Here is a 23,838-nt window from a genome sequence, read left to right as displayed (position 1 = left end):
TGATGCTTATGCTTCTTTTGAAAATCTAAAAGCCAGCTTAAAGGACGTATTAGATAATTTCGGAAAGAAATGTATTATTAATTTTTAGCAAGTACTTATTGATCATTCGTCTAAAAAAATAAAAGAGAATTTTTGACAAAGAGGAGATAATCGTTAGTCGGTTATCTCTTTTTTTGATAAGAAAATACTGGAATGCTACCTTATTTATTGGTAACAGGCTTTTGAAAACGTGATGGTTAAGGTCATTTTTTTTCATTCCGACTGCTTAAAAAGCCCAAGCTTTATTCATTCCCAATTTATGATATAGATTTTGTAATAAAATCTGTTGTCATCAAAGAAATGAATTCTTATATTTAGAGAGATTTACTATTCAGGTCAATCATAATAAAGCTATCCATCCATAAATTACGGATGAGTAAAATAATTGCAAGCACAAGACTAAAAATACAGCGATGAAGCCAAAATTAAAAATACTTATGATTGACGATTCCCAAACCGTCCGGAACAGTTACAAGATTGTGCTCGACCACTTAAAAGAATACTATGAATTGGAATCAGATATTATAGAGACTCCCGGCAAGGCATTAAGCAGAGTTACTGATGCAGAACATGATCCCTACGATATAGTCTGTCTGGATATAGCAATAAATCCTTCTCATGACAAAAGCATTATGCTGGGAGAAGATCTGGCAGTACGGATCAGAGAAATGATGCCTTTTATTAAAATTATGATCATTACCCATCATGATAAGAAGGAACGCCTCGTCCCTATCTATAGTAAGTTACAACCCGAAGGATTACTGTTAAAACATCAGGAAGGCTTCGATTCCATTTGCAGGGCAATCAGGAAAATAAGAGAAGGCGAAACCTTCTACAGCAAAGGTTTGGAGAATATCATTGATGAATTGAAAAAAAGAAATAAATAAAATTATTTTACAATGTTTTTTATTCCGGTCTCTTAAAAACTACCTTTAAATACAGATCCCTTTTCTGTATGCAATAGTCATTTTACCCCGAAATAAGGGGGTACTTTAAAGTGTAACCACATGGTCAATATTACTGATATTTACACTTGCATTTCAAAAAAACAAACTTTCTGTTTTTGATGGTTCATCGCTTTATACAAGGCGTTTGGAAAGTATTTTACATTTAACTTTTCTTTCGCTTTCTTTTCCTTTTTTATGTGAGTATTTTCTATGATGTTTGTATCTAAATTATAGTACCATGAACTATAGCTACATCATTATAGAAGATCAGCAGGAACCTTTGAAACAGCTGCAAAAAGAACTTGAAAACTATCCTGAATTTATAAGTAAAGGAACTGCCGGTTCTGTTGACCGGGGTATCGCCTTAACGTTAGCCCAAAAACCCAATATTATCTTTCTGGATGTAGAACTTGGAGCCGAAACCGGCTTTGAAATTCTTAAAGAGACCGCCCGATTTTTTAACGAGCCTCCCTTTGTGATTGTGCTTTCAGACCATGAAAAATATGCTAGAAAAGCCATCAATTACGGGGTGCTTTTTTATTTGGATAAACCCATCAATCCTGTCAAGCTTTCTTTGGCCTTACACAAATTCAAGAAACATTTTTCAGAGCTCAAAAGCCATATCAGCATTAAAGACAAAAGTGCCCATTGGCTCATCCAATATGCAGATATCCTGTTCATTCAGAGCGATGGATCCTATTGCCATATCATCAGGCTCAGCGGTCAGAAAGTGACCGTTACCAAACCACTCAAAGAAATTGAACTGCTGCTTTCCAAAACATTTTTAAGAGTTCATAAATCCTATATGATCAATACCGCCTACATCGAAAAGATCAATACCACCCATAAAATTATAACCCTTCATTTCAGGACAGGTCTTTTTGAAATGACCGAAAAAAGCAAAACAAGGCTTGATGAGTCTTTTACTATAAAAGATACCGTTATGGAAATTCCGATTGGAGAAATCTATCTTGAGAAAGTAAAACATGCGCTTTTAACTTTTAAAGCACTATAGAGAAATTAGAAATTCCTGTTCACGGAATGTTTTAGGGGTTTCATATACGCATATACCCCATAGAATAAACAACGCTTCCAAAGCTGTTATATGAACACTATTTGTCTTAAAATTGCAAATATTAACCCTTAAATACATAACAGATGACATTATTGAAATTAAGAACCATTGCAATGGTTCTAACCTTATCCATAGGTGCATTTTTTTCATTATCAAGCTTTACCGGGTATGACAAAAATGAATACTATGGTTGTGACCAGTACGACTACATCACGATTGATGATGTGATGAACTTATCTCCCGAAGGCTATGAGCAATGGGTAGAGAAATCAGGCTTGTTTGATGGCACCTACTATGAAGCATCCATAGAGTTTTCTGACGGAACAAGAGGTAAGCTTTTTAGAGGCGGAAAATCCGGACGCTATTTTGTGGAAGACTCCAACGGAGTAAACTATTACTACAATAGCCTTCGTTCCTCCATCAGAGCCTTATACATCTATAAAAAATATGGATGCTTAAGCTCCAGATACCGTTTATAATGCCCGATATTGATATGCTGGTTTCAGCGGTTTTATTTCTCATTATGTTGGGAATAGGAATATCATTGAGCATAAAAGAAGTAAAGACGGTCTATTGCAAGCCTAAAGCACTTTTGGTAAGCCTGTGCTCCCAAATGATCCTGCTTCCCCTCCTCGCTTTTATAATCGCTTTTGTATTTGATATTCCCGCTTACATAAAAATAGGACTGGTCATTTTAGCATCAAGCCCGGGAGGTACAACTTCCGGGTTTATTACCTATCTTTTTAAAGGCAACGTGGCGCTATCCCTCACCCTGACTACCCTGAATTCCATACTGGTAGTATTCTCCATTCCGCTGATTGTAAACTTTGCCATTGAACATTTTGAAGGAAATGAAAAATCATTCTTTCTGCCGTTCTTCTATATAGTAAAAGAAATAGGTATGCTTACGTTGATACCCATCTCTATAGGCATTTTGTTTAAAAAACTGCATAAGGATCTTTCTTTAAAGCTTTCAAAACTGTTAAAACCGGTGATGATCGTTTTATTGGGAATTGTTTTTTTATTGAAATTTCTTGGCTCTGAGGGCAACAATGGAATTACAGGACTTGAAATTATCGAAATTCTGCCCTTTGCCCTGCTTTTAAATATCTTATGCCTATTTACGGGATATTCGGTATCCAAGCTGTTTTCATTAGATACAAGAGACTGTATTACCATTTCAATAGAATCGGCTGTACACAATACGACCATGGCATTTTTACTATCAGGAGTACTGCTTCATAACAGCAATTACGGAAAAGTATCTCTTGTGTATGCCTTGTTCTCTTTTTGGACAGCCATCGCTTTCAGTTATTTTGTAAAGAAATACGACTCAAATAATGTAGAAGCTGATTGATTGTAAAGGCAATAAATAGGCACAGGCCAATAGCTAACAGCTAAAACAACCCAGTCTTCGTTCCATCAAATAACTGCCACTCAAAAAACTCTTCGTTTTTCAGTTCTTCCAAAGACTTAAACAGGAAAAATTCTTTTGCACCCGTAAACCCTTCATCCTCAGAAAGTCTTTTCATAAGCTGGACTTTGTACACTTCAAACTCAAAAACACACAATACACGCGAGGCATAATCCATTCCGAACTGTAAGGACGGCTGTCCGTTGTTAAGGGCGGTCAGATGGGCGGTTAGAGAATGATGCACACGCTGGGTATCATTTCCATTATACATCTCCAAAGCATAAAGCTGCGGACTTCCCGGAGTTTTCAGCATAAACAAGGCATCAGCAATAAGATACTGCCTTTCAGAAATACGGATAGCAGATTCCGCTCTGTAGCCTTTTTCTTTCCCGGTAGAAAGCTTATCAAAATAGGTACAGAAAAACAAGATCTCTGCATCATTGCGCTGGACCCACTGCCAAAGGGCAATATGAACCGTTACGGTGTTCACCCTGTGGAAATAATCCTGCTGGAATAACCCGTGATTTCCTTTCGGAAATCTTATCGGATAGTCTTCTCCATAGACTTCCCACAAAAGGGCTGCACCGTGGGAAGTGAGATAATGGACACTTTCCAGTTTGCCTTTACCGGGATGAACCCCAAAGGAAATAGAGCCAACCAATGGGGACGAAAACTTCCTGAGCTCAGAAATATTTTTGTTTAAATTCGTTCTCTCTGACATCGCCCCCAAAGACAACAGTTGCCCTGTGGTTAAAAATTTGAACTGGGCGAGAGCTGTAAGCACTTTCTCCTGAGAAAGTGTAATGCGGTGAAGATCGAGTTTTGTTTTCATTTTTGTTTATTTTTATTTAGGTAAAAGGGGTTAGGGGTTAGGCTGCAGATAGGAGATTGTAGTGATTAGATTCCTTATTAAGGAAACAGGTAAGAAATTGTATCCTATTGCCTGCTCCCTAAAATCTGCTCTTATTTTTTCAGTTTAAACATCGGGATTTTAGACGAAGGTTGAGATTCAGGTTGTATAACATCTGTACTATTTGTCATATTTTGAGAACTTTTTTTACTTTCAGCATCCGTGGAACCCATTTCAAGAGTCACCTCGTTATTATGATAGGATACAGAATGTACATCCGGCAGTTCCGTTTCATGTTCCCTGTAAATACCGCTTTTATGAATTATGTATTCTTTCAAATTCTTCATTTCCTCTTTCTCTGCAAAATATTTCTTAGGATGTCTCAGCAGAAAATCGGGAGCCTTAATTTTCAGCGCCGGATGATGATCATACTTCATGTAGAAATAAAAAGGGGGCAGGTTCTGCAAATCACGATACGAAACCCCAATGTCTCCTGCCTGATTCTTAAGGGCCGGAAGACCATTAAGTCCCACCAACTTTACCGCCGTATTATTGAGTACCATATCCTTCATTGAAGCGGGAAGCTGTCCCACGGTCTGTGTTCCAACAATCAAATGCAGGCGGTATTTCCTTGCTTCGGAAAATACTGTTTCCATACTTGCATTCGCCATATTGTGGAACTCATCGATAAACAAGTAACACGGTTTCCTGCTGCTCTCACTTTCAAAAGCCCTCTGCAAAGCAATGCTTAACAGCGTAGCTGAAACAAACCTTCCGAGTGCTTTGCTGCAATCCTCACCAAGCCTTCCTTTAGATAAATTAAAGAGAATGATTTTTCCCTGATTCATTCCTTTTTTTAGATCAATACTGCTCTCCCCGTTCATCATCTGGTAGAACACATAATTGTTCAATAATAACTGCAATCTGGTGTAGACCGCCAATTTGGTCGGAGCATATTTTTTATTCAGAAATGCCGATTCGAAAAACTGGCGGTACACCGGGAACGAAGATTTTTTTCCGAGTTCCACCCAATCATGGTTCTGCGAATCATCCATAAACACCTGCAAATCGGATAATCCACAATTTCCTTTCCCGAACATGACTGCAAGACAAGGCTTTAATAAAGCCTCCATCTGTAATGAAAGTCCCATCTCCGGAATCAGTTCCGAAAATGCCTTTGCCCATTGTTGTGATAATAAATCAATCATAGAGGGGTCAGCAACACGACGCCAAAACGGATTCAGGCAGGGAATTTTTTCTTCATCCAATTGCGGATCAATATACCATACACGTTCAGGCTTTTTAAAATTTTCACGAAGTCCAAAAAGCTTCTCTGCTAAATCGCCGTGGGGATCAAGCAGAATAAGTGAGGATTGCTCTTTAAGGTGTGTGTGGTTTTGCAACTGCCAGAATAGAGATTGTAAAAATTGTGTTTTGCCGGAACCTGTCCTGCCGGTAATCAGCAAATGACGATTTAACGCAGATAAGGGTACAGGAACCGGCTTGGGACTAAAAAAGAATGCCGAAGCAGAAGGTAACCATTTTTTAAGTAGAGCCAGATAGTTTTTTTCATCATCATCAGAGGTAGGAAGTAAAAGTTTGATGTTGGGCTGGTTGATCTGTTCCCAATAGAGAGAGGCTAAGGTTGAGTTGGAGAGTTGGATAGGAGAGTTGGAGACTAAAACTGAGCCTGAACCTTTCCCTGAATCTAACCATTTAAATTCTTCAAAAGTGATAAAACGCTGTCGGAGTTTGGAGATAAATCCGGAACTGCCTTTTTGAAGTTGAGTTAATTGGCTGTCAATCTGGTGGGTGTGCCGTTTCAAGTATATTTCCCTTGCCTCGGGACTTTCGGACAAAAGATATTCTCCAGCCCAAAAGACTTCGGGGCCGGTAATTTTCCATAATAAGGATTGGGTGTTCCATTGTCGGATCAGTGATTCCATAGTTTCTAATAGATTTTATGTTACAGATTTAGATTACAGGTCGCAGTTGTCAGTTACCGGTTTTACCGTTTTATAAAATTCTGCCTGTGATAAAGGGTACAATAGAAAAGACTGCGGATGACAAATGATAAATAATTAACAAGGAAAAGTTTTGTTTCTGACCGGGACACATTCCGGCCGGAAAACAGAGGTAAACTTCCGGTCACTAAGTTTTTATCCATTATCGCCACATCCTTGTCATAAGGAAGTTTTAAAAAAAATCAAGTCAATTGACTCAGGTGGATTCAAGTGGATGGTTAAATGTCAATAAGCAGGAAATACCTTTTTGACAACCTATATAAGTATCTTTTTAGATACCTTTTTGACAACCTCTAAAGGATGGGCGAAACTGCCCTGTTTATCGGTTATACGACAGCAATTCCCATGCCATAATATCCCTTTCGGGATCTCTTTTTTGCTCCTCTTACTTTACCAAACGAAACCGCCCTCTCTGTCAAGGTGAAGATGGACAATCAACTTGCACTTAGGAGAGTGTTTCCGTAATACGGTAAGTGTCGACAAAAAAGCTTTACCAATAAAAAACCTAAAAAATGTAGTGCGCACAACTGCAAAATCACCGGACCGGAAGTTCGGTATCAACCATCGCAAAATCGCTCCAAAGAGAATTTGTAAAAGTCTAAAAAGCGTAAAGAAATGGAATAATGAGAACAGAAATTAGTGAAAAAGTAAAAATTAGAAAACTGAAAAACCAAGAAAATCCAAGAAAGATAACCCTGTAAAAACGAGAAAAATGAAAAGACTGAAAAATTGAAAAGTAAAAAGTAACAACGTAAGAAAAAGTAAAAAATGAGAGTACAAAATCAAAAGTCAGAATTAGTAAGACGAAAAAAGTAGAACCAATGAAAGTAAAAATCAGAAACCCCAAAATGAATGCAAAAATTAAAAAGTAAAAAAAGGAAAGTGTAAAGAAAAAATGCAATCACGAAAAGGAATCACAAGAAAGTAAAAAAGTGAAACGTAAAAAATGTAAAACGATTTAAAAATGTAAAACCAATGAGTATCAACAACGAAAACAACCCAAAAATGGAAACCAAAAATCAGAATCCGCAAAACTCTGAAAAGGAAGTCCTACAAGTAGAAAAGACCATCAATCTGGACTTGACCACCGTAGACGCCAATATCTTCTATATCATGGGAGCTTTCAGACGTCAGGCAAGAAGAGAGAAGTGGACGCAGGAAGAAATCGACTTTGTGCTTGAAGAAGCCAAAAGACACGATTACAACCATGCCATCGCCACCATCTCCGATTACTGCGAACCAAAAGACGAACATGAAGAGGAAGAATAATTGAATAATCTACCCAACCTAACGGAGTGATTCGGCGAAGCCAATGGAACAATGAACAGAAAACAAACCCAAGAAAGAAAAGCCCAAGCTATCTTCATTATTGAGGGTGCGGGGGAAGAAACAAGGTAAAAATCTATCAATTTAACAATGTACCAACAATCGACAACAAAAATTTATGAAACTGAAAAAGAAGATCAAAAAAGAAATTAAGGACGAGTTCATCGAAAATTTCAGAAATGAAGTTAAAAATGAATTCATGCAGGAAGTGAAAGACTATATCAAAAATGAAATGACCGAAGAGTTCAAAGAAAGCATTAAAGAGGGACTCGGAGATGAATTGAAAAGTGATCTTGCCGATGACATCAAAAAAGAGATTCTGGAAGAAATTGACAATGATTTCAAAGACAGCATCAAAGACGAGGTCAATGATGATCTGGAAAATGATCTGAAAGAACTTAAAGGTGAACTTAAAGAAGATTTCCAAGATCTTTTAAAAGAAGAACTTAAAGAAATGTTTGACGGAGAATGCTTTACTATTCATATGGTCAAATAGTTTGAAAATCCAATCATTAATTCCTTAATCCAGCACAAACAAAAATCAACAACAAAAAATTTATGGGAACAAGAAGTTTAACTGTAGTGGTACAGAACCACGAAGTGAAAGTAGCAAGGTATGAACAGTCGGATGGTTATCCCGAAGCATTGGGAGTCACCCTCCTCCGCTTTATGAAAGAACCAACCTGCGTTGAAATCTTACAGGAAACCCTGCCCAAAGTACGACTTTGGAATCAGGAAAACCAAAAACATCAGGATGAATTCCTGCACTCTATCGGATGCGAAAACGGAATCCTTAACCCAAAACAAAAAGAAGAATTCCAAAAAAGGTATCCTTTCCGTTATCGTGAACGATTCGGAAAACTGGAAGGAGGAAAAATTCTTGAACTGCTGCTGGAATTTCGCAACCAAAATGAAATTGTCACCGACAATGATTATGAATTTGCGGGAAACAGTTTATTCTGCGAATGGGCGTATGTGATTGATTTTGATAAAAATACTTTTGAAGTTTACAAAGGTCTCAACACTTTGGGAATTTCAGAAGAAGACCGCTTTTTCCCTCTTTATGATGGAGAAAACGATTATTATCCTGTCAAAATCAAACAATCCTTTCCGCTGGATAACCTGCCCGATGAAAACAAATTCGTTTTCCTCTGCAAAAAGCCATAGGCTTTACTGTCTAAAATCTAACTTCTAACATCTTAAAAAACAAAATGCAAAAACTTAAACCCCAAGACAAACACCGTCTCCTCGTCCAATGCTTTCTGAAAATGCTTCAGCAAAGAATGGAAAGGGACAAGGTAGAAAATCTCAGTCCTGTATTCATCCATATTCTGAGTAAAGAAGAACTTCGGAACATTCTGAAGTGGCTTTATCTGGATAAAGTACCCGAACATTACGATTTGGAGACGATGGACAAGCTGGAACTTCACGAAGCCATCGGAGACGATTTCCATATTCTGTCCTTTACCATCCAAAAATGGAAACAGGAGATTGAAGATAAAATCACTCCACAGAAAGTGTATGAGGTTCTGTGCCAGCTCCAGCTCGAAACCCATTATCTGATGACAAAAATTTTGACAGACTGGGACGAGTACGATTACAGCAATTTCAGGGCGTTGTCCTGTAAGGCAGGAAGTGAGCAACCTCTGTATGCCGTATTTGAATCTTCCGTAAAAGAAGAAGAAAAATACACCGCACCGCCTTTATCTAAATACTACAAAACGGAGTGGGAAGCACAGGAAGAACTGGCGGACATGATCTCTCAGGATGAAATTCAGGAAAGTGAACTGAAATTAATGATCCTGTAAAAAGTATAATGTATCAATGTATCAATCTAATAATTTACCAATAGCTATACTATCAACTTACAACCAACAACTAATTTATGAATCCCAAAAAAATTGAACCCTTCATCGAATATTATGAAGAACAGCAAAAAGCCATCGACCAAGCGGTATGGCTGAACTTTAAACACAGAGTGCAAAACCAACACTTTGGGGTACTTGATGCTCCCGAAGATCAGTTTGCCGTAGCCAATCAGCTTATGCTGGAAGATCTGGAAATGGAGTTTCACTATCCTCTGCCTGAAGATTACACCAAAATGAGCTTTGAACAGATCCAAAAAATCCGTTCGGACGAAGATCCTTTGTCTCATTGGGAAAGTATTATGGGTATGATTTCGGTAACAGACGGGGAAATTTTACGCTTTATTTTACAGCATAAAGTCCCGTTAAAGAAACTCATCCGTTATGAACTCGCTTCAAGAGGACATGACGAAAACCATCAATGGGTAGGATTTGATAAAGCGAGAGAAATTTGGTTAAAGGAATGAAAATATGGCATCCGTAACCTATGTAAAGCAGATCATGATTCTTGATGAAGCCAAACACAAAAGCTACCTTCAGACTTTTGTAGAAGAGCCTTTGGAATTTGAAGACTTCATTAACTTTATGCTCGGAAGCCTGTTTGATGACGATAAATCGGTAGAAGAAATAATTCCTATCCAAAATGGAAAAGCCTTCATTATTGTTTACCGGGTTCTTATCAAATATACCATCATTCATCAACAATCATTTATTACGTATCAAATTGTCAATCCTATGGAAATCGACCCAAAGAAAGTTCCTGTGATGAAAAAATGTTGCAGGACGTGTCCTTTTAAACTCAATGAAAAAGGTTTGTATCAGGATATGAAACTGGCTAACGAGGTCATTAAAAGAACTCTGTTTCAAGCCCATCAGATCTGTCATGGAACGGAAGGCGAAAACAGGGAACCCAATCACCGTTGCAAAGGAGCTTTTGACCATAATATGGAAATCTATAAAAGATTAGGCTTCGATCATCTGGTGGAATAACAATCGATAATAAGCGATCAATGATCATCAATTATCACTTGTAATAGCTGTCGAAATTCTGTTAATGACGGTCGGTATATCTGACTCCAAAAATCTGGCTTTCGGCAGTTTGCTATCTTCTATAATACAAACTTCACTAAAAATTTAAACCAAAACATATGAAAGCAACCAAAAGGCTTATCACATCTGTATGGACTGTCGAATTCGAGAAAGTCTCCGAAGGAAAGGTGAAAATTCTTAATTATTCTCGGAATGACTCCGAAGGATACGAGAGGGAAAAAGAACTTTTACAGGGAGAACTGATCGAGACCGAAAACCGTATTGTTACCCATTTATGTCTCAAGCCTTATGACGCTTTTGACGGATGGGTCAATGAAAAGAATGCAACGGAAATCTACGAAGTAGTGAATCCGAAGTTTATATTCTCGTATGAACAGAAAATAGAAAACAAAATGTAAAATCAAAATTTCATGTATAACAACAAAAATTAAAATTTATGAACGAAAACAAAACGGCACTTTTGAAAATCTTTTCATCCGTGCTAAAAGACCGGGTAAAATCGGAACCACGTTATCAGAACATCAGCTCAGAAATGGTAAAATTCTTTTCAAGAAAAGAGCTGATCGAAATTATTACCCATAACTTCGGTGGGGAAGTCCCCGAAGAAGCCTACAACCTAGTAGAAATGGAGAATGAAGAACTCCTCCAGTTAATCGGGGACGACTTCAGCATTATTTCATACGTTACCAACCTATGGAGTAAAGAAGCCTTACAGCTTCCTACCCGACAAGAGTGGGTTGATTCCAAAGTACACTCTTCTGCTGATACAACCTCTGAATCCTCTCCCAAGACCGACACAGAACAAAAGCCTGTCTCAGCAGAAGAAAAAAAACTGGAATCAGACCCCAAAACAGAGAACACTCCCAATACTCCTCCCAATGCTAAAGTTTCGGAATCTCCGAATCCTTCAGGTCAGAAGCCTGAAGACAAAAAGCCTGAAGAGAAGAAGCAGGAGGAAAAGAAACCGGAAAAAAAGTAAACGAAGCCTTTGGCATTCAAAGGCTCGGAATGTTTTTCATTCCACTCATGAAGTATGAAATAGCCCCAGTTTTTACTCGGGCTATTTTGTTTTAAGAACCATTATGATTTTTATTTCTACTAGATCATCGGAAAAGTAATACTATCAGAAAAATGCCACCTAAAAATCCCGGTGATGATTTCTCCGATGGAATTTTGGATTTTAGTTTTCCGATGGCTCAAAAATTTATTTCCTAAACAAAAAGCAAAAATGAACAAAAACGACCAACAAGCATCAACCGCCCACAAAATCAAACCAAAATTAAAAACTCCAATTTCCTACTACTGAGGTAAACAGAATATGCTCAAAGAAATCCTCCCACTCATACCGGAGCATAAAATCTACATCGAGCCTTACTTTTGAGGTGGTGCACTTTTTTGGGCTAAAGAGCCTGCTCCTTCAGAAATCATCAACGATGTAAATATGAATGTCGTTAATTTCTATGAAGTTTTGAAAACCCAATACGAGGCACTCCACGAAAAAATAGAAAGCACTTTGCACAGCAGGGAGACCTATAAAAAAGCATTGTTTATCTATGAGACGCCACGATTATTCGCCGAAAATCCTGTCCTCAGGGCTTGGGCGTTTTATGTTTCCTGCAATCAATGATTTTGTAGTAAAGTCGGAAGTCGGGGTTACGATAAATGACCAAGATGTGCCTCTGTTTTTCAAAATAAAATTGAAAACTTCAAAGAAAAAATGAGTGCGCGTTTGAAAAACACTCAAATTGAACAAAACCATGCCCACCGTGTCATCCAGTCGAGAGACAGGGAAGATGCCTTTATTTATGCAGACCCGCCGTATATTGATACCAACCAGTGACATTACGGAGGTTACCATGAAGATGATTTTATCCGTGATCTGACCGTATTATCGCAAGTCAAAGGAAAATTTCTGCTCAGTAACTACCCTTCCAAAATACTGGATATATTTATCAAAGAATACGGATGGTATGTAAAAACCTTTAACCAACCTCTGTCAGCGTCCCATAAAAGTCAGTCGGGAACTTCCAAAAGAAAAACCGAAGTGTTGGTGGCGAATTATCCAATATAGAATCAAGTTAAGAGAGCCAAGATAAAAGAGCCAAGATAAAAGAGCCAAGATAAATACCATCTAATTTCTAAATCTCTCCATCTTTTAATCCTTTAATTTTTAAATAATGAATAAAAGAAATCTCCACAGAATCATCAAACCGAGAAAAAAACAAAAAGCCTTCAAAAACGAAGAATTATCCATTAACAAAATCAAAAAAAGCTATGAAAAATTTATGTTACAACCGAACCTTACAAAAAGATGATCCAAAATCCTGCAACAAGAATCTGTATTATAAGGACTGAACTTTAAAGGTATTCTGAACCTTTGTAGGCGGAGGCGGTTCCACAATGGGATACAAGCTCGCAGGCTTCCACCATTTGGGGGGTGTTGAAATCGACAACAAAATGGCAAAAATTTACCAGACGAATCACTCTCCTGAATATTTCTACCACGAAGACATCAGAGACTTTAACACGAGAACCGACCTGCCGGAAGAACTCTACGAATTAGATATTTTGGATGGTTCTCCTCCTTGCAGTGCCTTTTCAATGTCTTGAAAGCGTGAAGAATGTTGGTGAAAAGAAAAAGTATTTAAGGAAGGACAGAAAAAGCAGATATTGGATGAACTGGTGTTTGTATTCTGTGATACTGTTGCTAAGTTGCAACCTAAAGTGGTGGTGATGGAAAATGTACCGGGTTTGGTTTCTTGAAGAGCCAAAAAATATGCTGTTGAAATCTATGAAAGACTTAATTTGCTTTGATACCAAGTACAAATCTTCAGATTGAATTCCGCAACGATGGGAGTTCCACAAGCCCGTGAACGCATCTTCTTTATCGCAGGAAAAGAGAGCTTGGAGCTCCCCCCATTAATTTTAAATTTCAACGAACCTCCTGTTTATTTTGGAACAATTGCCGATAAAAACTCTACCACGCATACTCCTCTGCGACCTTCCATCGAAAAAAGACGGCCTTATGTAGAATACGGAGATCAAAATTTAAAATTTGCGGATGCCAGATACAGAAATTTAAATACCTTCAATGCGTTCTTTAGCACCTATATTTTGTACGATGATATTGTTGCTCCTACGCTTACTTCAAGCGGTGCAGGAGTGTATTATCCCGAAAAACGCAATCTTAACGACACCGAATATATCCGCATGAGCAGTTTTCCAAGCGATTTCGATTTCTGCAACATATCAACCCGTTACGTCTGCGGAATGAGCGTTCCTCCCCTGATGACGGCTAGAATTGCGGATGAAATAAAAAAACAATGGTTTTAAGCTATAAGCTTCAGGCAATATGCTTTAAGCAACAACAAATTATTGCTTACTGTCTATCGCTTATAGCATCTTCAAAATTAGCTTGACAATTATCTATTTACAGTTTGATTATCATCAATTAAAAAAAGAACTTCTTTATTTACCACTGAATACGGCATCATCCATAGTGAACACACCAAAATTCAGACATACACTCCTCTCTTTTATCTGTTAATACCTATGTTTCACAATACCATATTATCGACTGTATTCGCTTACTTTCTCCTTCATGATTCATGGGTGCATACAGTATGAACACTCATAAATACGGTTGCATTTGGAGAAAGTTCCTGTGAATTCAATCCTTATTCGGGCGGATGCCCTAAAATTCACTTGATTTTCCCTTTTATTTACTCATAATTTAATGAGTCCCTCGCTCCCCTTCATTCGGACAGGGTTCAACCCGTATTCCATCCCTGAATCCTTCGGTATTCAGCAGGGATCATGGATGAACCGAGCCTCGTTCAATAATGAACAATCCCGAATATTCCACACGGATAAACATGAAAAACCTTTATCAGAAACGGTTACAGGGGAGTGATAACTTTTAGTTAGAGGGCAGTATTTTATTTTAACGTGAACTCGGAGACATTTTTTATCAAAAACTATTTGTAATATCAATAGAGGCGGGCTTTAGCCCGTCTTTTCAATAGAAAATCTTTGAAGGCTTTAGCCGAAACTTATATATTTTACCAAATTTTGAAAAGAAAGAATCATAGCTTGTTGATTATCAATATAGTTATCGTCGAGTTCACGTTATTTTAATAGAAGAGGAAATCATGGAATACACCAAGTTAGAAGCACAGGCGATGCTCGGTATCGGAAACACCAGCTTTTACAAATATGTAAAATCGCTTAACATTCAGATGCGTACCCAGATCAATGATAAAGGAAAAGTATCTTACATCAGGGTAGAGGATTTTGAAAGGATCATGCATAAATTGGGAAAAACGAAAGAAGATCTTATCCAGAACCCTAATTATCATCAGCCCTGAACTCCCTCTACTTCCAATGCCTCAAAAACACATCCCGAAGCAGAGGAGTGAGAAGCCCAAGAGTTTGTAAAGGAAAAATTTATGCTTCAGCTAAAAATCAAAGAACAGGAAGAGGAAATCAAATCCAGCAATCAACTCATTGAGTTTTATAAAAAAGATAATTCGCAACTGCTGATAAACCAACAGGAAGCTAAAAACCAAATCAACGAGATGTATGGACAAATGCTCGGAATCTCCAAAAAAGCTACCACCTACTATATTATTTCCATTGCCGTGTCGATTGTATTGCTCCTGTTTGTGATTCTTGTTGCCAGCTGAAACCTCAAATTTTAAATGCAGAGGAGTGAAAATACACCCGAAACAGCTAGCCGTTAAAATAATTATACACCCCCTTTCTGTTATACTTTTGCCACCTTTTTGTAGCCGTTCATAAGCTAAAAGCGATATACCGAAAGCTATAAGCTCATGAAAAAAATGAGTCTCAGACTATATTATTTATTCTTTTTAAGAACAAAAACCCAAAATAAAACAACGACTATTTTAATTTACTTGTTTTAAGATGTTATTGTATTGAAATATTTATATTGTTTATAGCCACAAAAAAATGAGTACCACAAAGGATTTTAAGAGATTTAAAAAACATAATGGGGGTGAAGTATAACAAAAAGGGGGTAAACTATAACGGATATGAACCTAACTATAACAAATTGGGGGTGCTTAAGCTACTAAAATGGGGCATAAAGGCTACAAATTGGGGGAACGAACCTGACTATAACAAAAAGGGGGCAACATAATCATACAATTTACTTTGTAATTCTTACAAAAATGAACACACAACTCAAAGTCAAGAAAAGCCATGAGCTGGTAAGTGCCAGATATTCCTTTTCTTTAATCGAAATAAGGCTCTTTACCATGATTGTAAGCCTGATAGATGATAGAGACGAAGATTTTAAAAACTATAAAATCCCTGTTAAAAATATAATAGAGACCTTTCAGATCAAATCTAAAAAAATATATGCAGAATTAAACCAGCTTACTTCCTCTATGTTAAAGAAAATCATCACGATTCCGATTAAGGAGGACAATATTGAAAAAGAAATTAAAACCACTCTGGTCAGTTCTTTTAAATATGCAGTCGATGGTCGCGGCTCATTGGAAGTCAGTTTCCATCCAATTTTGAAACCCTATCTTCTCCAGCTGAAAAATAAATATTTGATGTACGATATAAAAAACATTTTGAAAATATCTTCAGGGCATAGCATCAGAATGTACGAGCTTCTAAAATCCTATGAATGAATAGGAAAGAGAATTTTCGGAGTAGAGGAGTTGAAGCAGATTCTCTGCATTGAAGATAAATACAGCAAATATGCCAACTTTAAACAGAGAATTCTGCTCAAGGCACAAGAAGATATTGAGAAGCACACAGACATCCGTTTTACTTTCGATGAAATCTCTGAAACCTCAAGAAATGTCGAAAAGCTCGCATTTATCATCTACAAAAACAAAAAATCAGTTATCGAAATTCAAGAAGAAAACTTCGCACAGAACGAAGAAGATTCGTCTGAAATAAACTTTTGGCACGGTGAAATCAAGACTTTCGGCGTATCCCAAAGTGTTTTTGAAAATCAGATTTTGAGCGAATATGATGAAGACTATATTAAACAAACCCTGAAATACTGCAAACACTATTTTAAAACTACCGCCGTCAAACAGAAAAGCGGATTTTTTCTCAAAGCCTTAAAAGATGGGTATTATAAAGAAGAGATTAATGAGCAGATCGCTAAAAAAGTAAAAAAAGCTCAGTCCAAAGTACAACAACAATCGGAAGAAGAGGAAAAGCAAAAATTAGCTCTGGAAAGAGAGCAGAAACTTAAAATCTTAAGAGAGGAGTTCTTGACCCCCGAATTTACGGAGTCCGTCGTAGAGGAGCTTAGGCAAAATAACACCTTTATGTACAAGCTGGTGGAAAAAGATTACGAAAAAGGGATCGTCAACAAATATTTACAAATTGCCCTAGATATAAGATTGGAAAAAGAATTTGGAGAAATATGAAAAATAGAAAATTAAAGATTTAAAATGAAATTAAAAAAAGAGCCTAAAGCTCCAATCCGAGTTCCTGGCTTAACCTGTATCCGATTTCATCAAAAGCGAAATAGGCAAGTGAAGTTTTAATATCTCATGTAATAATTAAAGGGGTTGAAATATTTTCTTTAGATTCCATGGTAAGGGCGTTGATCTCCTGCTGATATTTGTCAAAGAAAATATGAGCTTGTAGGAAAGTTTTCAGTTGGTCAATCATTCCGCTTTGTGAGCCTTCATAACAGAGCTTTTGAAAGAAATACCTTACTTCGTGTGATTTTAAACATTCTTTTGCTACTTCTTTTCTGATGCTTTCTTCTTTTTGATTAGCAATCATTTGAAGTTGACTGATAAGTTCGTTTTCTAACATTGGGGTGTGGGGAAAGAGATAAAAGGATTAGTCAAATTGACTAAATTAGTTGTATTGATTAAATTAATTAATTCAAGGTCATTTTTCATTTACGCCTTGACATTTATCCGTTTAATCCTAATTCATTAGCTAACTGATATGCAGTTTCTTCAAAGGCAAACCACGCAAAGAAGTTTTTTTAAGTCGCCTTCTACTTTGATGGGCATACCTGTATTTTGCTCGTATTCTTCCCTAAGCTCTTCGATTTCATCATAGTATTTGTCGTAAAAATTGTGGGTATCTTTACGGTAGATTAACCCCCCATACATTCAGCAGGAACAACCATACGTACAGAGATCTGAGAAAAAATATTCTATACTGTCGTGATTAAAGCATTCTTTTGCCACTTCCTTTCTGATGCTGTCGGCAGGTTCATTGGCGATTACCTTTAATTTTTTGATGATGGTTTTTGTATTCATAGGGGTGCGTGGATAAGAAATAAAAACCTCTTGTAATCAAATTAACTAAAATGATAGTATTTATTAAATTCATGAATGCAAGGGAATTTTTATTTTTTGAAAAAGAGAAAAACGAAGTCCTGAACTTCGTTTTCTATACGTTGCTTAAAAAATAGGCTTTACATTTTCCAAAAATATGAACTTCTATCAACTGTTTTTAGCCTGATTTTACAATTTTGAAACCATCTCCTCAATTTCTTTTTGTGAAAAACCTTGTTTTTGAGCTTGGATTTTAAAATTCTCAATAAAATCTGAAATTGTTTTTTCAGCAGTCTGGGAAGGGGAGTTTCCAAGAATAGGCTTTATCAATAGTCCTTCTTTGGTTTCTTCTGCGATAAAGAGGTCGGTATCGAATTGGTCTCTCCACTTTTTCGGCAAAGTGACCTGACCGCTGTTGAATGATTTTAAAGTATAGGATTTCATAGAATTAATGAAAATAAATAAAACAACCATTGAGACTAATCAAATGAAAAACAGATTGCAAGAGAAAATAAATCCAAAAGGGGACAATATACATCACACCAAAAATGGTAAATCCCTTGCAATTTTCTCCCTGATAAATATGCTTACCACCTATTATTAATACTACATACAATGAATACATTAGACGTCTGGCAACACCAGCCACAGGAACAAGAGGGGAATTACCTGTTTTCAGGTTCATTTTATGTTACCAGAGGAATCGGTGAAAAACTTAGTGAACAGGAGATTGGTGATATTTACAGGTATATCAAAACCAAAGCACAGGAAGAAAATCTTGATTATCTGCAGGTTTTCCTAAACTCCGAAACGGGAGAAAAACTATTCTTTATTGACCAGCTTGATAAATCAATGATTGAAAGCGGAAAGTATCTTCCCGAAGACAATCATTGCACCCTTATGTTCGCTTCGGAATATTAGTACAAAGATTCTTTGTTTTTCCTGAGATTCAAAATTATTAATCCTTTTGTTGTTACAAAGGGATTTTTTTAAAATAAAATCCTGTTGAAAAAGACCTTCAAATCCGTATAACTTCCTCTTAACCAAAATAAAAATAAAAAGTTATGAGCAACGGAAAATTTCATTTTGTAAAGTATGAATTTGGAACAGTAGAAGCTGAGAACGGAAAAGAGGCTTCGGCGTTTATTGTTAATCCTTTTATCCCTAAAGAAAGCCAGGTATTGGTTCTCGTATCCCAAAATGTAGGAACTCCTGTCTTTCCGAATCTGGAACATCAGGAGATTATCGAAAGAATTTCAAATTTGGAAACAGCCATTATATGGAAAGAATCAGATTTTGAATTCCAGGCTAAAAAACTGGAAGCTACGGAAGGGGAGACCTTGTTTGACCGCAAAAAATTCATTCCTGCATTGTACGAAATGATTAAAAACCACAATCCCGTAGAGGGTATTTCAGTCTCTACCATCGAAAAGTATCTTCATGCTTTTTGTAAAACGGATAGTTGAATCTAAAACAACAAACTTCGCTTGGTTTTGACCAGCGGAGTTTTTGAAAAAAATAAACTTCTTTCATGTTTGTCCTGAGCAATACAAGATTACATGGTATTGTCAATTCTATTCTGAAAACGGGACTTGCTTTTTTAAGGCAAAAAGCTAAGATAATCACTGCTGTATATACAGGTATTGCTTTCAATGGGAAGAAAACGAAAGTAATGATTTGTAATGTTTCATCGCCATTAAACCTACAGGATATACAGTATATTGTGTTTTTGTGATATACTAAAGCAGGTACGTCATGCCTGCTTTTTTGTTTGAATTTTATTAGATACGAAAGACAGAATACATCAATTCCATTATAAATAAAGCAATAGCCAAAACTAATTCAATCATATAATATGTTTTTATTTTAAAGTCATTACTGATTTATGCATATGATACTACTTTAACTCTGATATCCCAATAACTTTCTGATCTGATAAAAAAACCTTTCAATCAATCTCAGATCCTGAGTAACAATTTCCGCATTACCTTTCAGTTCCTTATCGAAAGTAAGATTTTTATTGTAAGAAGTTTTCAATCCTTTTGGGAGAAGCACATCTACATAATAATTTCCCTTATCATCAGGAGCAATGGAAATATTCTGAACCTTTCCTTCTACAATTCCGTATTCCTGATAACGGTAATTGTCGAGCTTAATCAAAACCTTTTCACCTGAAGCAATCTTACCTGAGTTGGTAGCCGGAACCTGCATTCTTCCTACTAGTGCTTCTTTGTTTTTAGGTAAAATAGATAAAATAGGATCACCCGCTTTAATAAACTGGTTTTCGCCGAAAAACTGCTGAAAACTTGCCACACCTTCCGTATTGGATATCACCAGATAACTTTGTTCCCACTGCTTGAGCGATTTTCTTAATTGTTCAAATAATTGTAAGGTTTGAGAAGAATACGTGATCTTGTCTTTTTCTGTACTGATGGACGCTCCACTTTTTGTTTTGTTTAAATTAGAAATTCCTTCTTCTATTTGAGATATGGAAATGTTCAGGTTTTGAAGATTTTGCTGCGCCTGAAGGTATTTTATTTTTTCATTTTCCAATTCTACGGACGCAATTACGCCTTGATTAAACAATTCCTGTGAACGCTGATAGTTTTTCTTGGTCAGTTCATATTTAGCAAGTTCCAGACTTTTCTGTTGTCTTAGTGTTGCTATACGGTTTCTATACTCAGAAAGGCTTTGATTGGCGGCTAGATTTTCCGGCGCATAAGGCTGCAATCTGATAAATAAAGCTTCGTCCTGAAAGGCTTTAGCAAATTGATTATAGTCTTCCTGCAATTCTCCTAATTTAAATCGCGAAGCCTCATGCAAGGGAAAAGAGGGTAGCTGATCAAGAGTAATGGAATCCATCAGCTTTTTTAATTCTAAGACATCTTTATAATCAGCGGTGGACTGCATGATCATCAATACCTGATCTTTTTTAACTTCTTGATGGTTTTTAATAAAGATCTTTTCTATTTTAGAATTGATGGTTGCCTGTAATTTCTCAGGAGGATTTTGAGAAGTAACCACAATAGGAGCCGGAACAAATTCAGGATACTTAATAATATAGCTCATCATTAAGATAAGCACTAAAATTAAAAATATGATGGTGTTTCCCCACCGGATCATCCAATGAGGAGGCTGGGTAAGAATATCCTGAACACTTTCAGAACGAAGCTCAATATTATCTAAAATGTCTTTTTCTGCCATTACGTATCTCTTAATTTCCAAGTTCTAACTGATTCTTCACCAGTCTGTAGTATTCTCCTCTCAAAGCAACCAATTCTGCATGATTTCCTTCTTCCACTACTTTTCCTTTATCTAAAACAATGATTTTATCGGCATGTTTTACGGTGGAAAGCCGGTGTGCAATCACTACTGCTGTTTTTCCTTTGAAGAACTGTTCAAGATTTTCCATGATCACTTTCTCATTGTTTGCATCCAAAGCTGAAGTTGCTTCATCGAATAAAATATAATCAGGAGATTTATAAACCGCTCTTGCAATGAAAAGTCTCTGCTTTTGTCCGCCACTTACTCCCAAACCTTCATTTCCGATTTTCGTGTTGTAGCTTAATGGCAGTTCTTCAATAAATTCTTTAATGTTGGCGATTTCTACGGATCTCCTCAATTTTTGCTTATCTACATAATCTTCACCTACTGCAATATTATTGGCAATAGTGTCATTAAAAACATAGCCTTCCTGCATCACCACTCCGCAATGATCTCTCCAGAATCTCGGGGAAATATTGTTAAGCTTTGTATTCCCCAATCGAATTTCTCCCTGAGAAGGTTCGTAGAATTTCATTAAAAGTTTTAAAAGTGTCGTTTTTCCGCTTCCGCTGGCTCCAACAATGGCCGTCGTTTTCTGAAAAGGAATGCTCAATGTAAGATTTTCAAAAACCGGAACATCAGAGCCTGTGTATCTGAATGAAACGTTTTCCACCAGAATGTCTTTTTCCGGAATTTCGTGGGAATATTGCTCTTCCTTATTCTCCTCATCATCCTTATCATGAATTTCACCTAGCCTTTCCAAAGAAATTTTAGCATCCTGAAACTGTTTAATAAAATCGATCAGCTGAAGCAATGGACTGTTTAACTGCCCGATGATATACTGAACAGAAAGCATCATTCCTAAAGTAAGATTTCCGTCAAGCACCAGTTTTGCAGAAAGGAAACTCACAAAAATATCTTTCATCTGATTGATGAAGTTTCCTCCTACGGACTGCCATTGTTCCAAAGACAGAGATTTTATTCTCAGCTTGAATAATTTAACCTGAAGAAATTCCCAGTCCCATCGTTTCTGTTTCTCGGCATTATGCATTTTAATTTCCTGCATCCCGTTAATCAGCTCAATCACTTTACTCTGTTCCTGAGAAACCTGTGAAAATCTTTTGTAATCAAGTTCTTTTCTTTTACTTAGGAAAAAACTGATCCATCCGATGTAAGCCGCTGCTCCGATAAGATAGACGATAAACAGCCTGTAATCATAAAATAACAGTACAATACTGAAAATAATAAGATTGACCAATGAAAACAGGGTGTTCAGCGAAGAACTTGTGAGAAGCTGCTCGATTCTGTGATGGTCATTAATTCTCTGCATGATATCTCCCGTCATTCTTGTATCGAAAAAACTGATCGGAAGCTTCATGAGTTTGATAAAGAAATCGGAAATAATAGAAATATTAATCCTTGCTGAAAGATGTAGCAAAATCCAGCTTCGGATCATTTCAATTCCCATTCTTCCCATAAAAAGCATCACCTGTGCTAAGAGAACAAGATAAATGAAATTGAGATCCTGATTCTGAATACCAACATCGACAATACTCTGGGTAAGGAAAGGGAAAATTAGAGAAAGTAAACTTCCTGCCAAAAGTCCTACTGCAAGTTGTACAACCAGCGATTTATATTTCAGTACATATTTTGAAAGAAAAGAAAAACTGGCTTTACTTTCCTGATCATCAAATTCTGTCTGGAAAAAAGCAGGAGTTGTTTCTAAAATAAGAACAATACCTTCTTCTGTTTTTTCATTGGCATTTTCACCGATCCATAACTTGATGAATTCTTCTCTGGTATAAGTAATCAGTCCATAGCCCGGATCGGAAACATAAACTTTGTTGTTTTTGTCTATTTTATAAACAACCACGAAGTGATTTTTATTCCAGTGGACAATACACGGAAGAGGAACTTCCTCCGCTAACGATTCAAAATTAATCTGAACGCCCAAAGAGCGGAAACCGAGATCTTCCGCTGCATCACTCAATCCGAGTAAACTGCTTCCTTCCCTTGTTGTTTCAGAGAGGTTACGGATTTGCTGTAAAGATATACTTTTGCCATAATGTTTGCTTACAATACGAAGGCAGGTAGGACCGCAGTCTTTGGTATCGGGTTGGCGATAGAATGGAAATTTTTTTTTCAATTAAATGTGTTTTTAATTTTTCTTTACCCATTCTTCCATTCCGTAATATTTAATGGCTTTTTCTTTTAACGGATTGGTACTCCATTCTTGCCATTCACCGGTATAAGGGTTGTACCCGCATTTTAAAGGTTTTGATATATCTAATCCTTCTGCATTGGTATGGGTTCTTTCGGTATAAGCTCTGCAATCTGTACAAATGTATCGGAATTCACAATCTTTACAGACTTCTATTTCATCTTTGGTAAGGTTCCAGTATTTTTTGAAATCTGGATGCGCTAATGCTTTTTCTAAAGTTGTATCTTTAATATTACCAAAACTGTGTGGCATAGAAGGGCAATTTTTTATGTTTCCTTCGGAATCTATGGAAATTTTCTTGTGAAGACAGGAGTTATGGTGTAAGGATTCTGTAAATGTTTTAATATTAACAACAAAATAGTCATCATTAATAATTCCACAGGATTTGTTGCTTATTTTATCTCTTGTATATAACAAGTATCCCATACCAGTAGCTTTTTTTGAAGGTACTAATTCATTTTTCGGACTATC

General features: G+C 36.7%; 28 protein-coding genes and 2 pseudogenes. 21 read left to right on the top strand and 9 right to left on the bottom strand.

Annotated features, from left to right (window positions below; all coding sequences use genetic code 11):
* The first annotated feature begins 452 nt into the window (after positions 1–452).
* The 4 genes from DD829_RS21355 (at position 453) to DD829_RS21340 (ending at position 3,418) form a co-directional block, all read left to right on the top strand.
* Complete coding sequence (locus tag DD829_RS21355; RefSeq protein ID WP_108410578.1) at positions 453–926, top strand: response regulator transcription factor; 474 nt, start codon at positions 453–455, stop codon at positions 924–926.
* Positions 927–1,224: 298 nt separating this feature from the next.
* Positions 1,225–2,001 (top strand): LytR/AlgR family response regulator transcription factor, encoded by a 777-nt coding sequence (locus tag DD829_RS21350; protein ID WP_108410577.1) that lies wholly within the window; start codon positions 1,225–1,227, stop codon positions 1,999–2,001.
* A gap of 143 nt (positions 2,002–2,144) precedes the next feature.
* Entirely contained in the window at positions 2,145–2,540 is a 396-nt protein-coding gene (locus DD829_RS21345; protein ID WP_108410576.1) for a hypothetical protein, read from the top strand.
* Positions 2,540–3,418, top strand: coding sequence for a bile acid:sodium symporter family protein (locus DD829_RS21340; RefSeq protein WP_194294704.1), 879 nt, complete (start codon positions 2,540–2,542; stop codon positions 3,416–3,418). Before DD829_RS21345 ends, DD829_RS21340 begins: the two co-directional genes overlap by 1 nt.
* Positions 3,419–3,458: 40 nt before the next feature.
* On the opposite strand, the gene DD829_RS21335 is transcribed toward DD829_RS21340, so the two are convergent.
* Together DD829_RS21335 and DD829_RS21330 are read right to left on the bottom strand one after the other, a co-directional pair.
* The gene (locus tag DD829_RS21335; RefSeq protein WP_108410574.1) at positions 3,459–4,307 is read right to left on the bottom strand and encodes a replication-relaxation family protein; all 849 of its coding nucleotides are present in this window, start codon (positions 4,305–4,307) and stop codon (positions 3,459–3,461) included.
* A gap of 131 nt (positions 4,308–4,438) precedes the next feature.
* On the bottom strand, positions 4,439–6,271 hold the full coding sequence (locus tag DD829_RS21330; RefSeq protein WP_108410573.1) for a type IV secretory system conjugative DNA transfer family protein: 1,833 nt from the start codon (positions 6,269–6,271) through the stop codon (positions 4,439–4,441).
* 1,053 nt (positions 6,272–7,324) lie between these two features.
* Between DD829_RS21330 and DD829_RS21320 the strand changes: the two genes are divergently transcribed.
* The 15 genes and pseudogenes from DD829_RS21320 (at position 7,325) to DD829_RS24515 (ending at position 17,009) form a co-directional block, all read left to right on the top strand.
* Complete coding sequence (locus DD829_RS21320) at positions 7,325–7,618, top strand: hypothetical protein (protein WP_228408261.1); 294 nt, start codon at positions 7,325–7,327, stop codon at positions 7,616–7,618.
* Between the two features lie 175 nt (positions 7,619–7,793).
* Positions 7,794–8,171, top strand: a complete 378-nt coding sequence (locus DD829_RS21315) for a hypothetical protein (protein ID WP_108411110.1) — start codon at positions 7,794–7,796, stop codon at positions 8,169–8,171.
* A gap of 62 nt (positions 8,172–8,233) precedes the next feature.
* A complete protein-coding gene (locus DD829_RS21310; RefSeq protein WP_108411111.1) occupies positions 8,234–8,842 on the top strand; it encodes a hypothetical protein in 609 nt (202 codons plus the stop codon).
* 44 nt (positions 8,843–8,886) lie between these two features.
* The gene (locus DD829_RS21305) at positions 8,887–9,483 is read left to right on the top strand and encodes a hypothetical protein (RefSeq protein WP_123906954.1); all 597 of its coding nucleotides are present in this window, start codon (positions 8,887–8,889) and stop codon (positions 9,481–9,483) included.
* Between the two features lie 77 nt (positions 9,484–9,560).
* A complete protein-coding gene (locus tag DD829_RS21300; protein ID WP_108411113.1) occupies positions 9,561–10,007 on the top strand; it encodes a hypothetical protein in 447 nt (148 codons plus the stop codon).
* Between the two features lie 4 nt (positions 10,008–10,011).
* Entirely contained in the window at positions 10,012–10,530 is a 519-nt protein-coding gene (locus DD829_RS21295; RefSeq protein ID WP_108411114.1) for a hypothetical protein, read from the top strand.
* A gap of 158 nt (positions 10,531–10,688) precedes the next feature.
* Positions 10,689–10,988 carry a hypothetical protein gene (locus DD829_RS21290; protein WP_108411115.1) on the top strand — a complete coding sequence of 100 codons (300 nt, stop codon included), beginning with the start codon at positions 10,689–10,691 and terminating at the stop codon, positions 10,986–10,988.
* 38 nt (positions 10,989–11,026) lie between these two features.
* The gene (locus DD829_RS21285) at positions 11,027–11,569 is read left to right on the top strand and encodes a hypothetical protein (RefSeq protein ID WP_108411116.1); all 543 of its coding nucleotides are present in this window, start codon (positions 11,027–11,029) and stop codon (positions 11,567–11,569) included.
* A 414-nt stretch (positions 11,570–11,983) separates the two neighbouring features.
* A pseudogene (locus tag DD829_RS24535) lies at positions 11,984–12,217 on the top strand (DNA adenine methylase); the annotation flags it as partial.
* 90 nt (positions 12,218–12,307) lie between these two features.
* On the top strand, positions 12,308–12,430 hold the full coding sequence (locus DD829_RS24530; RefSeq protein ID WP_108411118.1) for a DNA adenine methylase: 123 nt from the start codon (positions 12,308–12,310) through the stop codon (positions 12,428–12,430).
* Positions 12,431–12,978: 548 nt separating this feature from the next.
* A pseudogene (locus DD829_RS24525) lies at positions 12,979–13,923 on the top strand (DNA cytosine methyltransferase); the annotation flags it as partial.
* 818 nt (positions 13,924–14,741) lie between these two features.
* Entirely contained in the window at positions 14,742–14,957 is a 216-nt protein-coding gene (locus tag DD829_RS21255) for a hypothetical protein (RefSeq protein ID WP_108409892.1), read from the top strand.
* Between the two features lie 81 nt (positions 14,958–15,038).
* Positions 15,039–15,275 (top strand): hypothetical protein, encoded by a 237-nt coding sequence (locus DD829_RS21250; protein WP_108409891.1) that lies wholly within the window; start codon positions 15,039–15,041, stop codon positions 15,273–15,275.
* 507 nt (positions 15,276–15,782) lie between these two features.
* The gene (locus DD829_RS24520) at positions 15,783–16,253 is read left to right on the top strand and encodes a replication initiation protein (protein WP_108409890.1); all 471 of its coding nucleotides are present in this window, start codon (positions 15,783–15,785) and stop codon (positions 16,251–16,253) included.
* A 30-nt stretch (positions 16,254–16,283) separates the two neighbouring features.
* Positions 16,284–17,009, top strand: coding sequence for a RepB family plasmid replication initiator protein (locus DD829_RS24515; protein ID WP_165796625.1), 726 nt, complete (start codon positions 16,284–16,286; stop codon positions 17,007–17,009).
* A 124-nt stretch (positions 17,010–17,133) separates the two neighbouring features.
* On the opposite strand, the gene DD829_RS21235 is transcribed toward DD829_RS24515, so the two are convergent.
* From DD829_RS21235 to DD829_RS21230, 4 genes are all read right to left on the bottom strand, one after another.
* Positions 17,134–17,406, bottom strand: coding sequence for a hypothetical protein (locus tag DD829_RS21235; protein ID WP_108409888.1), 273 nt, complete (start codon positions 17,404–17,406; stop codon positions 17,134–17,136).
* A 149-nt stretch (positions 17,407–17,555) separates the two neighbouring features.
* Complete coding sequence (locus tag DD829_RS24005) at positions 17,556–17,714, bottom strand: hypothetical protein (protein WP_165796624.1); 159 nt, start codon at positions 17,712–17,714, stop codon at positions 17,556–17,558.
* The gene (locus tag DD829_RS23870; RefSeq protein ID WP_165796623.1) at positions 17,715–17,864 is read right to left on the bottom strand and encodes a hypothetical protein; all 150 of its coding nucleotides are present in this window, start codon (positions 17,862–17,864) and stop codon (positions 17,715–17,717) included.
* A 207-nt stretch (positions 17,865–18,071) separates the two neighbouring features.
* Positions 18,072–18,356, bottom strand: coding sequence for an AbrB/MazE/SpoVT family DNA-binding domain-containing protein (locus tag DD829_RS21230; protein WP_108409887.1), 285 nt, complete (start codon positions 18,354–18,356; stop codon positions 18,072–18,074).
* Positions 18,357–18,497: 141 nt separating this feature from the next.
* Here DD829_RS21230 and DD829_RS21225 point away from each other — a divergent pair, with 141 nt between their 5' ends.
* Both DD829_RS21225 and DD829_RS21220 read left to right on the top strand, forming a co-directional pair.
* Entirely contained in the window at positions 18,498–18,803 is a 306-nt protein-coding gene (locus DD829_RS21225; protein WP_108409886.1) for a hypothetical protein, read from the top strand.
* A gap of 143 nt (positions 18,804–18,946) precedes the next feature.
* On the top strand, positions 18,947–19,348 hold the full coding sequence (locus tag DD829_RS21220) for a hypothetical protein (RefSeq protein ID WP_108410277.1): 402 nt from the start codon (positions 18,947–18,949) through the stop codon (positions 19,346–19,348).
* Positions 19,349–19,784: 436 nt separating this feature from the next.
* On the opposite strand, the gene DD829_RS21210 is transcribed toward DD829_RS21220, so the two are convergent.
* The 3 genes from DD829_RS21210 to gwsS form a co-directional block, all read right to left on the bottom strand.
* Entirely contained in the window at positions 19,785–21,086 is a 1,302-nt protein-coding gene (locus DD829_RS21210; protein ID WP_108410275.1) for an HlyD family secretion protein, read from the bottom strand.
* Positions 21,087–21,096: 10 nt separating this feature from the next.
* Positions 21,097–23,292, bottom strand: a complete 2,196-nt coding sequence (locus tag DD829_RS21205; RefSeq protein WP_108410274.1) for a peptidase domain-containing ABC transporter — start codon at positions 23,290–23,292, stop codon at positions 21,097–21,099.
* A 12-nt stretch (positions 23,293–23,304) separates the two neighbouring features.
* On the bottom strand, positions 23,305–23,838 hold a 534-nt coding region (gene gwsS / locus DD829_RS21200), incomplete at its 5' end, for a grasp-with-spasm system SPASM domain peptide maturase (RefSeq protein ID WP_116548143.1).

The organism is Chryseobacterium sp. HMWF035 (genome assembly GCF_003094695.1).
Lineage (GTDB): Bacteria > Bacteroidota > Bacteroidia > Flavobacteriales > Weeksellaceae > Chryseobacterium > Chryseobacterium gambrini.
The sequence above is the reverse complement of the archived record's forward strand: the minus strand, read 5'-3'. Positions and strand labels throughout refer to the sequence as shown.